General features: G+C 66.1%; 13 protein-coding genes and 1 tRNA gene. 11 read left to right on the top strand and 3 right to left on the bottom strand.

The window, feature by feature from the left end; all coding sequences use genetic code 11:
* Positions 1–15 precede the first annotated feature (15 nt).
* Together lolA and VL15_RS03415 are read left to right on the top strand one after the other, a co-directional pair.
* The gene (lolA, locus tag VL15_RS03420) at positions 16–705 is read left to right on the top strand and encodes an outer membrane lipoprotein chaperone LolA (RefSeq protein WP_048243123.1); all 690 of its coding nucleotides are present in this window, start codon (positions 16–18) and stop codon (positions 703–705) included.
* Between the two features lie 164 nt (positions 706–869).
* Positions 870–2,180 (top strand): replication-associated recombination protein A, encoded by a 1,311-nt coding sequence (locus VL15_RS03415; protein WP_048243122.1) that lies wholly within the window; start codon positions 870–872, stop codon positions 2,178–2,180.
* Between the two features lie 39 nt (positions 2,181–2,219).
* Here the strand turns inward: VL15_RS03415 and VL15_RS03410 are convergent, their stop codons facing one another.
* Positions 2,220–2,489, bottom strand: coding sequence for a DUF2164 domain-containing protein (locus tag VL15_RS03410; RefSeq protein ID WP_048243121.1), 270 nt, complete (start codon positions 2,487–2,489; stop codon positions 2,220–2,222).
* A gap of 247 nt (positions 2,490–2,736) precedes the next feature.
* Here VL15_RS03410 and serS point away from each other — a divergent pair, with 247 nt between their 5' ends.
* From serS to VL15_RS03390, 4 genes are all read left to right on the top strand, one after another.
* Positions 2,737–4,038, top strand: a complete 1,302-nt coding sequence (serS, locus tag VL15_RS03405; protein ID WP_048243120.1) for a serine--tRNA ligase — start codon at positions 2,737–2,739, stop codon at positions 4,036–4,038.
* 115 nt (positions 4,039–4,153) lie between these two features.
* Positions 4,154–4,244 (top strand) — tRNA-Ser (locus VL15_RS03400).
* Between the two features lie 204 nt (positions 4,245–4,448).
* Positions 4,449–5,402, top strand: coding sequence for a phosphatase PAP2 family protein (locus tag VL15_RS03395; RefSeq protein ID WP_230684330.1), 954 nt, complete (start codon positions 4,449–4,451; stop codon positions 5,400–5,402).
* Positions 5,403–5,541: 139 nt separating this feature from the next.
* Positions 5,542–7,077: a methyl-accepting chemotaxis protein gene (locus VL15_RS03390; RefSeq protein WP_048243119.1), complete on the top strand. Its 1,536-nt coding sequence runs from the start codon at positions 5,542–5,544 to the stop codon at positions 7,075–7,077.
* Between the two features lie 63 nt (positions 7,078–7,140).
* On the opposite strand, the gene VL15_RS03385 is transcribed toward VL15_RS03390, so the two are convergent.
* Positions 7,141–8,301: an alkane 1-monooxygenase gene (locus VL15_RS03385; RefSeq protein WP_048243118.1), complete on the bottom strand. Its 1,161-nt coding sequence runs from the start codon at positions 8,299–8,301 to the stop codon at positions 7,141–7,143.
* 518 nt (positions 8,302–8,819) lie between these two features.
* Here VL15_RS03385 and VL15_RS03380 point away from each other — a divergent pair.
* From VL15_RS03380 to VL15_RS03360, 5 genes are all read left to right on the top strand, one after another.
* A complete protein-coding gene (locus VL15_RS03380; RefSeq protein WP_230684329.1) occupies positions 8,820–9,482 on the top strand; it encodes a GNAT family N-acetyltransferase in 663 nt (220 codons plus the stop codon).
* Positions 9,483–9,651: 169 nt separating this feature from the next.
* Positions 9,652–10,431: a septum site-determining protein MinC gene (gene minC / locus VL15_RS03375; RefSeq protein WP_048243116.1), complete on the top strand. Its 780-nt coding sequence runs from the start codon at positions 9,652–9,654 to the stop codon at positions 10,429–10,431.
* 57 nt (positions 10,432–10,488) lie between these two features.
* A complete protein-coding gene (minD, locus tag VL15_RS03370; RefSeq protein WP_048243115.1) occupies positions 10,489–11,304 on the top strand; it encodes a septum site-determining protein MinD in 816 nt (271 codons plus the stop codon).
* A 12-nt stretch (positions 11,305–11,316) separates the two neighbouring features.
* Complete coding sequence (gene minE / locus VL15_RS03365) at positions 11,317–11,571, top strand: cell division topological specificity factor MinE (protein ID WP_006486661.1); 255 nt, start codon at positions 11,317–11,319, stop codon at positions 11,569–11,571.
* Positions 11,572–11,731: 160 nt separating this feature from the next.
* On the top strand, positions 11,732–12,133 hold the full coding sequence (locus VL15_RS03360; RefSeq protein WP_048243114.1) for a YXWGXW repeat-containing protein: 402 nt from the start codon (positions 11,732–11,734) through the stop codon (positions 12,131–12,133).
* 116 nt (positions 12,134–12,249) lie between these two features.
* Here VL15_RS03360 and VL15_RS03350 read toward each other — a convergent pair.
* Positions 12,250–13,126: chloride channel protein (locus VL15_RS03350; protein WP_048243112.1), on the bottom strand; the 877-nt coding region annotated here is incomplete at its 5' end.

The raw sequence follows: 13,126 nt of genomic DNA, 5'->3' as shown, positions 1-13,126 counted from the left end.
GGAGAAAACCGCATCATGCAGCAACTTTCGTTCGTCCCTTCCCTTCGTTCGACGCGGCGCTGGCTCGGCGCGGCGTTCGCCGGCGCATCGCTGATGCTCGCGGCGACGCATGCGTTCGCGGGCGGCACCGAACAGCTGAAGGCCTTCGTGTCGCAGGTGCGTTCGGCGAAGGGCGACTTCACGCAGCAGATCGTCAAGGCGCCGTCCAAGGGCGCGAGCGCCGTGCAGGCCGCACCGAAGCCGACCGACAATTCGAGCGGCACGTTCGTGTTCGCACGGCCGGGCAAGTTCATCTGGACGTACCAGAAGCCGTACCAGCAGGTGCTGCAGGCCGACGGCGACAAGCTCTACGTGTACGACCGCGACCTGAACCAGGTCACCGAACGCAAGCTGAACGGCGCGCTGGGCGCGAGCCCCGCCGCGATCCTGTTCGGCAGCAACGACCTCGACAAGAACTACACGCTGCGCGACGCCGGCGAGAAGGGCGGCATCGAGTGGCTCGAGATGCTGCCGAAGGCGCAGGACACGCAGTTCCAGCGGATCGGCATCGGCTTCAAGAACGGCACGCTCGCCGCGATGGAGCTGCACGACGTGTTCGGCAACGTCACGCTGCTGACGTTTACGAACATCCAGACGAATCCGCCGCTGAAGGGCGATACGTTCAAGTTCGTCGTGCCGAAGGGTGCGGACGTGATCACCGGCTGACCGGCGCCGCGCGCCGCGTTTTTCGCAACGGGCCTGCCGGCGACGGCGGGCCCGTGTTGTTTGCGGGCGCGGGCACCGGGCGCGGCGGCGCCGTCGCGCGGCTGTCATAATGTCGGGTCCGGCGGCCCGTTCGGCCGCGACCGTTTGATGTGGAGCGAGGGTTCATGTCCGATCTGTTTCAAGTCGAGCCGCGCCGGCCGCTCGCCGAAGCGCTGCGGCCGAAGACGCTCGCCGAGGTGATTGGCCAGACGCATTTGCTGGGCGAAGGCAAGCCGCTGCGGCTCGCGTTCGAATCGGGCAAACCGCATTCGATGATCCTGTGGGGGCCGCCCGGCGTCGGCAAGACGACGCTCGCGCGGCTCACCGCGCTCGCGTTCGACTGCGAGTTCATTGCGCTGTCCGCGGTGCTCGGCGGCGTGAAGGACATCCGCGAGTCGATGGAGCAGGCGAAGGACACGCTGAACCGCACCGGCCGCCACACGATCCTGTTCGTCGACGAGATCCACCGCTTCAACAAGGGGCAGCAGGATGCGTTGCTGCCGTTCGTCGAGTCGGGGCTCGTGACCTTCATCGGCGCGACGACCGAGAACCCGAGCTTCGAGGTCAACTCCGCATTGCTGTCGCGTGCGCAGGTTTATGTGCTGAAGTCGTTGAACGACGACGAGATGCGCCAGTTGCTGAAGCGTGCGCAGGAAATCGCGCTCGACGGCCTCGCGTTCGACGACAAGGCGATCGATACGCTGGTCGGTTACGCGGACGGCGATGCGCGGCGCTTCCTGAACCTGCTCGAGCAGGCGCAAACGGCGGCGGCGTCGGCCGGCGTCGCGACGATCGACGGCGACTTCGTCAGCAGCGCGATGACGCTGAACGCGCGGCGCTTCGACAAGGGCGGCGACAACTTCTACGACCAGATCTCGGCGCTGCACAAGTCGGTGCGCGGTTCGAGCCCGGACGGCGCGCTGTACTGGTTCTGCCGGATGATCGACGGCGGCGCGGATCCGAAGTATCTCGCGCGGCGGATCGTGCGGATGGCATGGGAAGACATCGGCCTCGCCGATCCGCGCGCGCTGCAGATGGCGAACGACGCGGCCGAAACCTACGAGCGGCTCGGCTCGCCGGAGGGCGAGCTCGCGCTCGGGCAGGCGGTGATCTATCTCGCGTGCGCGGCGAAGAGCAATGCGGGTTACAACGCGTTCAACCAGGCGATGGCGTTCGTGAAGCAGGACAAGTCGCGCGAGGTGCCCGTGCATCTGCGCAACGCGCCGACCAAGCTGATGAAGGAACTCGGCTACGGTCACGCGTACCGTTACGCGCATGACGAGCCGAACGCTTACGCGGCCGGCGAAACCTACCTGCCGGACGGGATGCGCGAGCCGCACTGGTACAAGCCGGTGCCGCGCGGGCTCGAATCGAAGATCGCCGACAAGCTCACGTGGCTGCGCGAACTCGATCGCGAGGCCGGCAAGAAGGACTGACGGGCAACGCGCTGGCAGGCTGGCGCCGTGCCGGATGCGTCAGCGCTTGCGGCCCGGCTGCTGTTTCTTCCAGTACTCGAACGGCTCCTCGTGGCATTCGATGTCGAGCTCGGCGACCCGCGCATGCAGGCGTTCCTGCGCGTCGGCGATCGCGAGGTTGTAGATCGCGGGCGCGATTTCCTCGACGAAGAAGTGCAGTAGCGCACCGGCCTGGATGTTGCCGATCGGCTCGTCCATGTTTTCCGTGAAATAACGTTGCAGCGACGCGATTGCGCGGTCGCGTACATCCTTGTCCAGTTCGATGGCCATCTCGTTCCCTGGGTTGCGGTGACGTGGGGCAGGTGCTTCGTTCGACGCGTTACGGCCGGCCGGCGCAGGCGATGGATTCTCCGTAGCGGTTCGACGTGACGTGCTTCGCCGGTCGTCGCTGTGCTGACCGGCAATGCGATACTGCCATGGCCGGCCGTTTTCCGGCATCGTCCGTCAGGCTGACGCGTTGGCGGCCGCGCGGTGCGTTAGAATTCCCGTCTTACACAACGATTTTTCAAGTCCTCCCATGCTCGACATCCAGTTGCTGCGTAAAGACCTCGACGGCGTCGCGAAGCGCCTCGCCGATCGCGGCTACACCCTCGACATCGCCGCGTTCTCCGCGCTCGAAGCGGAACGCCGCGCGATCCAGACCCGTACCGAAGAGCTCCAGGCGCGCCGCAACAGCCTGTCGAAGCAGATCGGCGCGATGAAGGGGAAGGGCGAGGACACGTCGGCCGTGATGGCCGAGGTCGGCGGGATCGGCGACGAAATGAAGGCGGGGGAAGCCAAGCTCGGCGACATCCAGGCGCGCCTGTCCGACCTGATGCTCGGCATGCCGAACGTCGCGCATGAAAGCGTGCCGGTTGGCAAGGACGAAGCCGACAACGTCGAGGCGCGCCGCTGGGGCACGCCGCGCCAGTTCGATTTCGAGGTGAAGGATCATGTCGATGTCGGCACGCCGCTCGGCCTCGATTTCGAGACGGGCGCGAAGCTTGCCGGCGCGCGTTTCACGATGCTGCGCGGCCCGATCGCGCGCCTGCACCGCGCACTCGCGCAGTTCATGATCGACACGCACACGCTGCAGCACGGCTACACCGAGACATATACGCCGTACATCGTGAACCCGGACATCCTGTACGGCACGGGCCAGTTGCCGAAGTTCGCGGACGACATGTTCCGCGTCGAGAAGGGCGGCGCCGAGAACACGGTCACGCAATACCTGATCTCCACGTCGGAGATCTCGCTGACGAACACCGTGCGCGAGTCGATCGTCGAAGGGGCCGCGCTGCCGATCAAGCTGACCGCGCATTCCCCGTGCTTCCGCTCGGAAGCCGGTTCGTACGGCCGCGACACGCGCGGGATGATCCGCCAGCACCAGTTCGACAAGGTCGAGATGGTGCAGGTCGTCGCACCGGAAACGTCGTATGCGGCGCTCGACGAGATGGTCGGCCATGCGGAAGCGATCCTGCAGAAGCTTGGCCTGCCGTACCGCGTGATCACGCTGTGCACGGGCGACATGGGCTTCTCGGCCGCGAAGACGTTCGATCTCGAGGTGTGGCTGCCCGCGCAGAACACCTATCGCGAGATCTCGAGCTGCTCGAACACCGAGGCGTTCCAGGCGCGCCGGATGCAGGCGCGCTTCCGCAATGCGCAGGGCAAGCCCGAGCTCGTGCATACGCTGAACGGTTCGGGTCTCGCGGTCGGCCGCACGCTTGTCGCGGTGCTGGAGAACTACCAGAACGCGGACGGTTCGGTCACGGTGCCGGAGGCGCTGCGTCCGTACATGGGCGGCATCGAGCGGATCGACGCGCCTGCGCAGGCGTCGTGAAATCGGCTGGCGAAGCCCTCGTAAAAAATTTGCGGAAGGGGCTTGTCAGCCCTGAAAAGATCGTTTTATAATCTTTTCTTTCCCGGACACGACCAACCGGGAATTGCAGTAAAACGGAGAGGTGGCAGAGTGGTCGAATGTACCTGACTCGAAATCAGGCGTACGGTTTCCCCGTACCGTGGGTTCGAATCCCACCCTCTCCGCCAGAATACGAAACCCCTTGATCCGGAAGGATCAAGGGGTTTTTCGTTTTGGGTCTGCGGCGCGATGTGTCGATTGCCGTTGAAGCGGCAACAGGCCGGCCGTCGAAACCATCGGATCGTGCTGATACGATGGCGACGAACTTGCGCGCACGATCGCGTCGCGCACTTCGGTGCAGCCGCGCTGCATGGTGCAAATACAAAGACTCCATGACGAACCGAGTGTCGAAAGTCCTGACGGGCATTGCGCTGCTGACTGCAGTTATCGCAGCCTTGGGCATCGCCGGCACGCACGCCGCAGGCATCACACTGGCGCTCGGCAATGCGGCGTCTCTCGCGGGACTGACGGCATGCGCGGCCATCGCTGTTGCGGCTGCACTGATCGCGTTGTCGCAAACGCAGCGCTACCGCGAGCGCACACACGCGTGGCGCTTGCGCGAAGCGGCCCTCGCGATGCTGTGCATCGTGGCGATTGCTGCCCTCAGCCAGGCTGTCGTGATACTCGACTACCTGTGCGTGGCACTCGCGCCGCCGTCGATCGAGACTGATCTCGTCCGGTTCGATGCGTTGCTCGGTTTTCATTGGCTCGACCTGTATCGCTGGGTGAGCGCGCACGGCGAACTGCACCGTGTGCTCGAGTTCGCGTATCGCAGCAGCATCGTGCAACTGGTCGCCGTTCCGTTCATCCTCGCGACCACGCGGCGGCATGACGATCTCGCCGAATTCATCACGTTGTTCGCATTCGCGCTGCTTGTCGTCGTTCTCGTATCGACACCGTTCCCCGCACAAAGCGCATTCGTCCATTTCGGCATCACCGATCCGCACACCGCATCGACCGTGTCCCACTACGACCTGCTGCGCAGCGGGCAGCTTCGGCAATTCAACCTGTCTGAATCGCAGGGGCTCGTGTCGCTGCCGTCGTTCCACGTGATGCTGGCGCTGCTGCTCGCGTATGCGGTGCGGCATGTCCGTCATGTGTTTCTCGCAGCGGTCGTGCTGAATGCCGCGATGATCGTGTCGACGCCGACGCAGGGCGGCCACTATCTGGCCGACGTGATCACCGGAGTCGGGTTCGGTGTGCTGTCGATCGTCGTCGTGCGCCGCTGGATGGTGGGCCCGCGCACGGCCGCGACAGCCGGGCCGCGCGCGACGCGTCCGACCTGATTGGTCTGATCAATCTTTTCGCGCGCGCCCGGTTTGCGCCGCTTTCCTCTGCTTTAAGCCCTTGAATCCCGCGCCGTTAACACGGTCGGCGGCCGGTGTCCGTGCCGTGCCGCGTCGCTCCCCGTCGATCCAAGGTCCCATGAAGCTGAGCTACAAGATTCCCCTCGCATTCGCCGTCGCACTGCTGCTGATGTTCGGTGGCGCGCTGTACGGTATCCACATCCTCAACCGGTCGATCGATACGTTCGCCGAAGACGTGCAGACGAACGTCGGCGACGAACGGCTTGTGTCGGCCACGCTCGTGCAGTTCAAGCTGCAAGTGCAGGAGTGGAAGGACACGCTGCTGCGTGGCAAGCAACCTGACAAACTCGACCAGTATTGGCAGGCGTTCCAGACGCGCGAACGAACGGTCGACGCGCTTGCCGCTCAGCTCGTCCACCAGTTGCCGCCCGGCGACAGCCGTTCGCTCGTCGAGCAGTTCATGCGTGCGCATACGGCGATGGGCGATGGCTACCGGCGCGGCTTCGATGCGTTCAAGGCGGCCGGCTTCGAGCCGTCGGCCGGCGATGCGGCTGTGGCGGGCGTCGACCGTGAACCTGCTGCGCTGCTGGAGCGCGCCGCGAAGTCGATCGCCGACGAGAGCGCCGCCGTGTCGGCGCAGGCGAGCCGCGACGCGCAGCGCGCGACCACGGCAAGCCTCGCGCTGATGCTGGTCGTGCTCGGCGTCGCGATGGTCGGCGCATTCCTGTTCAGCCGCGCGATCCTGCGTCCGCTCGATCGTGCGGTTGCGTGCGCGCAGGCCGTTGCTGGCGGCGACCTGACGCGCGACGTCGACGCGACCGGGCGCGACGAGATCGCCGATCTGCTGCGCGCGTTGCAGACGATGCAGGCGAGCCTGTCGGGCGTCGTGCTCGAGGTGCGTACGCATGCCGAAGCCGTCGCGACCGCGAGTGCGCAGATCGCGTCGGGCAATCACGATCTGTCGTCGCGCACCGAGGCGCAGGCCGCGTCGCTCGAGGAGACGGCCGCCAGCATGACGGAGCTCACCGGCATCGTGCGGCAGTCGGCCGAGCACGCGCAGCACGCGGCGCAACTCGCTCGAGACGCGTCGAATATTGCGTCCGCGGGCGGTGGCGTGATGACGGACGCCGTCGACACGATGAACGGTATCGCCGACAGCGCGGCGAAGGTCGGCGAGATCATCGCGGTGATCGACGGCATTGCGTTCCAGACCAACATCCTCGCGCTGAACGCGGCCGTCGAGGCGGCCCGCGCGGGTGAACAGGGGCGCGGCTTCGCGGTGGTCGCCGCGGAAGTGCGCACGCTCGCGCAGCGCAGCGCCGCTGCAGCGAAGGAGATCAAGGGGCTGATCGAGCAATCGACGCAGCGGGTCGACGAGGGCGCCGTGCTGATCGGCCGCGCGGGCGAATCGATTCACGAGATCGTGGGCGCGGTGCAGCGGGTCACGACGATCGTCGGCGAGATCTCATCCGCGGCACAGGAGCAGAGCGGCGGCATCCAGCAGGTGAACATCGCGGTCACGCAGATGGACGAAGCGACCCAGCGCAACGCGGCGCTCGTCGAGCAGGCATCGGCCGCGACGCAGGCGCTGGCCGAGCAGGCGAGCGCGCTGCGGCACGCGGTGGCCGTGTTCCGGTTGCCGGAAATGGCGTGACGGTTGTCGGCGGCGCGCGACGTGGCGGGCAGGCGCTGCCCGCCACCGGTCAGCCACCCACGATCACGCCGCGGCCGGATACTGCGCGAGCACCCTGGCGCGGATCGACGGCTTGATGTTCGATTGCGCCATGTCGCCGCCGTAGTGCGCGACGACGCGCGGATTCATCACGCGATACCAGAGCGGCGGCACGTACGCGAACAGGATCATCGTCGCGTAGCCGGCCGGCAGTTGCGGCGCATCGTCGAAGTGGCGCAGTGCCTGGTACGAGCGCGTCGGGTTCGCGTGATGGTCGGCGTGTCGCTGCAACTGGTACAGGAACAGGTTGGTGACGACGTGATTGCTGTTCCATGAATGCTGCGGCGTGCAGCGCTCGTAGCGGCCGCTCGGCAGCTTGCGGCGGCCGAGCCCGTAGTGTTCGACGTAGTTCACGACCTCGAGCAGCGACGCGCCGTAGACGGCCTGGATCACGAGGAACGGGATCACGACCTTGCCGGCCATCGCGATCGCGATGCCCCATACGACGACGGTCATCGCCCATGCGTGCAGCACCTCGTTGCGCCAGGTCCACGGCGAATGCCCGAGCCGTTCGAGGCGAGCCGTTTCGAGCCGCCACGCCGAGCGGATGCTGCCGGTCACGGTGCGCGGCAGGAACGCCCAGAACGACTCGCCGTAGCGCGCGCTGGCCGGATCCTCGGCCGTCGCGACGCGCACGTGGTGGCCACGGTTGTGCTCGACGTAGAAGTGACCGTACGCGACCGGCGCGAGCGTGATCTTCGCGAGCCAGCGTTCGAAGCGGTTGGTCTTGTGCCCGAGCTCGTGCGCGGTATTGATCGAGATGCCCGTCGCGGCGCCGAGCGACAGCGCAAAGCCGACATAGTCGTACCACGCGAGCGCATGGGTGCCGACGATCCACACACACGCGAAGAACGCGACATATTCGACGAGTGTCGCGAGATAGACGATGAACCGGTAATAACGCTCCCGTTCGAGGTGCGGTACGACGGCCTCGGGCGGATTGTCGCGATCGTCGCCGATCAGCGTGTCGAGGATCGGGATCACGCCGAAGGCGAACAGCGGACCGAACCACCAGAACACGTGTAGGCCCGTCGACAGCGCGAGCTGCGCCGCGAGGATCGGCAGCGTGATCGTCAGCGCGCCGAGCAGCCACAGGTAACGCTTGCCATCCGACCAGCCCGAAGCCGATGCGTCGGTCATTGCCATTGTCTCCCTCCAGTCGGCCGGCCCGAGGGCGGCCGCATCCATGGTTGTTCGAATCCTCGTGGGTCCGCGACGCGCGCGGTGGCACCGGATCGTGGTCCGGTTCTGCCTGTTATACGACCCGTGCGCACGCTTTCCAAACCCCGGCGCTAGGCGTGAGGCTCCAAACGGAGGGGCACGTGCGACGCGTGCCGGGAAGGGCCGGTACGCGCCGATTGAAACATGCCGGGCAGGCGGGATCGGCCCACGCGATCCGCGCGTTGGTCAGATGATTGGCCCGATGTGACGCGCTCGGGCCTCGGCGTCGTGGGCTCGCAACGAATGTTGCGGCGCAATAACCGCAATGAGGCGGGTAGCGGCGGGGCACCTGTTTCGACTACATATATTACGAATCATTACGACCTCCGGGACGAGATGAGAAGCGATCCGAAACGCGCCTGCCGCGCATCGCAAGGCGAGCGACGCGACGCGTCGAACGAAGCGGCCGCGACCGTCGTCCGGCGGCATGCATCGACACGGTAATGCTGCACCTGCACACCGACTGGCACACGCCGCCGCCGACAGTGCCTGCCGCCTTTCGATTCGCGCCGCCATTCGAAAATAACGATTTGACTCATACCCCGCTTTCGGTTGAAGCTAATAACTTGCTGTCCGAAGGGGGCTGTGCCTGCATGAGTTCGACCTTGACCGTTCGTCGTATCGTTGCCAACCAGGGCAGCGTGTATCGCGAACTCCGCGCCGCATCGCTGCGTGAGCCCTACGCGCCCGGCGAAGCGCCGGAGGCCGAATTGCTGAACGTCGAAACGGACGCAGCGTCGGCGATTGCCGCGCAACGCGCCGTGTCCGACGAGTCGACGACTTTCCTGCTGTACACCGAAGGCCATCCGGCCGGCATGATCGGCGCGTACTTCGACAACACGCCCGATCGGCGCGCGTTCGTCAGCGAGCTATGGGTTGCGCACGCGGTGCGTCATCTGCGCGGCGGCGTGCTGTTGCTGGAGACGGCCACCGCATGGCTCGCCGAGCGCGGCGCCAACGAGATCTATGCATGGATCGCCGATGCGAACCGCAACGCGATCCGTTTCTACGAGCGTTCGGGTTTCGGCAACACCGGCGAACACGCGCCGATCGGGCGGATGCCCGGCGCGATGAAATCGCTGTTCGTGTCGCAGGTGAAGCACTGACGCCTCGTCAAAACGCGGGCCGCGCGGCGCGATGAACGCCTGCTCGCCCGCTTGCCCCTCCGCCTTCCGGTTGCGCGCCCGCCGGGGCCGCCGCAGCCCTGTGTCCCAAAAATAATGGCCGCGCGCGTGGACGCCTGTAAAATACGCAAAAAATTTTTGCAGAGTGTCCATGTCGCTTAAAAAATCGCCATTCTTCGAGCTGCGCAGCGGATCGGTCGATACGTTGTTGTTCACCGTGAAGACGACCGATCTCGATGCGTTGCGTACCGAACTGGTCAAGCGCTTCGAAGCGACTCCCGAGTTTTTCGCCGACGATGTCGTCGCGATCGACGTCCGCCGCCTCGCTGACGGCGAACGCGTCGCGCTCGCCGACATTCGCCAGATGCTGAACGACGTGCGGATGCGCCCGGTGGGCGTGGTCGCATTGGCAACGCAGGGCTGGGCGGGGGAAGCCGGCCTGCCGTTGCTGGAAGCGCGCGATCGCCGCACGCCGGCCGTGAAGCCGGCCGACGGCGCGGAACCGTCGCCGATCGCCGAGGCCGTCGTCGCTGCAGCCGCCGCGGTGGCGCCCGAGCAGGCTTCCGGGGCGGCGCCGGCGTCGAATCCGGCGGGCGGGCAGACGCTCGTGATCGACCGGCCGTTGCGTTCGGGGCAGCAGATTTACGCGAGAGGAGACCTCGTGGTGCTCGCGCCGGTCAGTCACGGCGCGGAGATCATCGCGGAAGGCAATATCCACATCTACGCGCCGTTGCGCGGCCGCGCACTCGCGGGCGTGCACGGCAATCACGACGCGCGCATCTTCTGCACGTGTCTCGAACCGGAACTGATTTCGATCGCGGGTATCTATCGAACAACCGAGAACCCGTTGCCCCCCGAAGTTCTGGGCAAATCGGTGCAGATCCGGCTCGAAGAGGAAAAACTGATGATCGAACCGCTGCGCCTGACGTAATTCACGCGGCGCTCCGGGTCGATCGGCTCTCATTGACGAACACAGGGTATTGGGTAAATGGCAAAAATCATCGTGGTGACCTCGGGCAAGGGCGGCGTGGGCAAGACGACGACGAGCGCGAGCTTTGCGTCCGGTATCGCGCTGCGCGGCCACAAGACGGCCGTGATCGACTTCGACGTTGGCCTGCGCAACCTCGATCTCATCATGGGCTGCGAGCGTCGCGTCGTGTACGACCTCGTGAACGTGATCCAGGGCGAAGCGAACCTGAACCAGGCGCTGATCAAGGACAAGAAGTGCGAGAACCTGTTCATCCTGCCGGCGTCGCAGACGCGCGACAAGGATGCGCTGACGCGCGACGGCGTCGAGAAGGTGCTGAACGACCTGGTCGCGATGGACTTCGAATACATCGTCTGCGATTCGCCGGCCGGTATCGAAGCCGGTGCGCTGCACGCGATGTACTTCGCCGACGAAGCACTGATCGTCACGAACCCGGAAGTGTCGTCGGTGCGCGACTCGGACCGCATTCTCGGTATCCTGTCGTCGAAGACGAAGCGCGGGACCGAAGGCAAGGAGCCGATCAAGGAACACCTGCTGATCACGCGCTACAGCCCGAAGCGCGTGAGCGAAGGCGAGATGCTGTCGCTCGAGGACATCAGCGAGATCCTGCGCATCAAGCTGATCGGCGTGGTGCCCGAGTCCGAAGCCGTGCTGCACGCGTCGAACCAGGGCCTGCCGGCCGTGCACATCGACGGTACCGATGTCGCCGAAGCGTACAAGGACGTCGTTGCGCGCTTCCTCGGCGAAGACAAGCCGCTGCGCTTCACCGATTACCAGAAGCCGGGCCTGCTGCAGCGCCTCTTCGGCAGCAAGTAACGGAGGCCGCCCATGTCCATCCTTTCGTTTCTCCTCGGCGAGAAGAAGAAGTCCGCATCGGTCGCGAAGGAGCGCCTGCAGCTCATCATCGCGCACGAGCGGGTCGGCGGCCGGCCGCCGGCCGATTACCTGCCGGCGCTGCAGAAGGAGCTGGTCGCGGTCATCTCGAAGTACGTCCATATTTCGAACGATGACATCCGCGTGAGCCTCGAGCGCCAGGACGATCTCGAAGTCCTCGAAGTGAAGATCGAGATCCCGCAAGCCTGACCTTTGCCGGTATCCCTCCGCACGGCGGCCTCGGCCGCCGTGCGCGTCTTACGCCCTGTTGCACTTTCGGGCACGCCGTAACACGGTGTCTGTCGGCCGTTTTCGATCCTCCCGCATTGAACGAATACGCTCGCGTTACTTGTTCAACCAGGAGGTTGTGATGGCTGTCTCTACTGTTCAACGTCGTATCGTTTCGTTCGCACTGTTTGCCGCGGGCCTGTCAGCCGTCGTCGCGCCGTTTGCCGCGCATGCGGACGAAATCCTCGTCGGCGCGCCCGTGATCGCGCCGCAGGGCCGCGTGGTCATCGCCGAGCCGGTCGCCGTGCGTACCGAGGAAGTCGTCATCGTCGCGCCGAACGCGCCGCCGCCCGTGCGCTACGAGGTCGTGCCGACCGCGCGGGTCGGTTATGTGTGGGAGCGCGGGCACTGGCACTGGGATCATGGCCGCTACGTGTGGATCGGCGGTCACTGGGAAACCGAGCGCGTCGGCATGCAATGGGTGCCGGGCCACTGGGACCAGCGCGGTCCGAACTGGTTCTGGACGCGCGGCCACTGGGCGTGATGGAGGCGCGAGATGAAAAGAACCGCCATCGCCATCGTGCTCGTCGCCGTTACGCTGGCCGGGTGCATCGTCGTGCCGGCGCGACCCGTCTACTACCGGCCGGCGCCCGTCGTGATCTACTGAGCGTCGCGCGGGCCGGGCTGCGCCGGGCCGTTCGCGCCGGATGCAGCCGCCGGCGCGCCGTCGTGCAGCGCCGGCGCGGATGCTGCGCCTTCGGCCGGCTCGCCGCTGCTGCCTTCGTCGCGCAGCGTGTCGAGCGGATCGGCGGGCGTGGCGGTCGCATCCTGCGGCTCGGTGACGCCGGTCGTCGTCACCGCACTCGTCGCGGTTGCCGCAGCGTGCTCCGGAGCCGCGATGGGCGGCGCGAGATAGCGCTGGGCGAGCGTCTCGTAGAGCGGCGGCGCGAAAAAGCGCGACACGCGGCTCGACACCAGCGCGGTGGCCATCAGCGAAATCACGAGCGCGTGCCCGTTGATCATCTCCATCACGATCACGAACGACGTGATCGGCGACTGCGTGACGGCCGCAAGATAGCCGACCATCGCGAGCGCGATCAGCATGGGGAGGCTCATGTTGCTGAACACGACGTGCAGCAGGTTGCCGAACCCGGCGCCGATCGACAACGACGGCGCGAAGATCCCGCCCGGGATGCCCGGCAGGTACGACGCGACCATCGACACCATCTTCAGGAACGGGTAGAACACCGACAGTGTCTGGCTGCCGTCGAGCAGGCCGCGCGCCTCGGCATAGCCGCTGCCGAACGTCGTGCCGCCGGATACGATGCCGACGACGGCGATCGCGAAGCCGCACAGCGCGGCGAACGCGATCGGCCGCTCGCGATACAGGCCCAGCAGTTGCGCGGGCAGCCAGCGCCCCGTGTTGAGCAGCAGCCAGCAGAACAGGCCGCCCGCGATGCCCGTCACGATCGCGGTGACCAGCACGGCGAGCGCCAGCAGCTTCGGGAAATGGGGGCCGGCGTCGATCGTGCCGAAA

It is taken from the genome of Burkholderia cepacia, from assembly GCF_001039005.1.
In the GTDB taxonomy this organism is placed as follows: domain Bacteria; phylum Pseudomonadota; class Gammaproteobacteria; order Burkholderiales; family Burkholderiaceae; genus Burkholderia; species Burkholderia theae.
The sequence above is the reverse complement of the archived record's forward strand: the minus strand, read 5'-3'. Positions and strand labels throughout refer to the sequence as shown.

What these genes read in the sequence shown, in the direction of transcription:
- lolA (WP_048243123.1), top strand. Translation starts at nt 16, where the DNA reads ATGCAGCAACTTTCGTTCGTCCCTTCCCTTCGTTCGACGCGGCGCTGG.
- VL15_RS03415 (WP_048243122.1), top strand. Translation starts at nt 870, where the DNA reads ATGTCCGATCTGTTTCAAGTCGAGCCGCGCCGGCCGCTCGCCGAAGCG.
- VL15_RS03410 (WP_048243121.1), bottom strand. Translation starts at nt 2,489, where the DNA reads ATGGCCATCGAACTGGACAAGGATGTACGCGACCGCGCAATCGCGTCG.
- serS (WP_048243120.1), top strand. Translation starts at nt 2,737, where the DNA reads ATGCTCGACATCCAGTTGCTGCGTAAAGACCTCGACGGCGTCGCGAAG.
- VL15_RS03395 (WP_230684330.1), top strand. Translation starts at nt 4,449, where the DNA reads ATGACGAACCGAGTGTCGAAAGTCCTGACGGGCATTGCGCTGCTGACT.
- VL15_RS03390 (WP_048243119.1), top strand. Translation starts at nt 5,542, where the DNA reads ATGAAGCTGAGCTACAAGATTCCCCTCGCATTCGCCGTCGCACTGCTG.
- VL15_RS03385 (WP_048243118.1), bottom strand. Translation starts at nt 8,301, where the DNA reads ATGGCAATGACCGACGCATCGGCTTCGGGCTGGTCGGATGGCAAGCGT.
- VL15_RS03380 (WP_230684329.1), top strand. Translation starts at nt 8,820, where the DNA reads ATGCTGCACCTGCACACCGACTGGCACACGCCGCCGCCGACAGTGCCT.
- minC (WP_048243116.1), top strand. Translation starts at nt 9,652, where the DNA reads ATGTCGCTTAAAAAATCGCCATTCTTCGAGCTGCGCAGCGGATCGGTC.
- minD (WP_048243115.1), top strand. Translation starts at nt 10,489, where the DNA reads ATGGCAAAAATCATCGTGGTGACCTCGGGCAAGGGCGGCGTGGGCAAG.
- minE (WP_006486661.1), top strand. Translation starts at nt 11,317, where the DNA reads ATGTCCATCCTTTCGTTTCTCCTCGGCGAGAAGAAGAAGTCCGCATCG.
- VL15_RS03360 (WP_048243114.1), top strand. Translation starts at nt 11,732, where the DNA reads ATGGCTGTCTCTACTGTTCAACGTCGTATCGTTTCGTTCGCACTGTTT.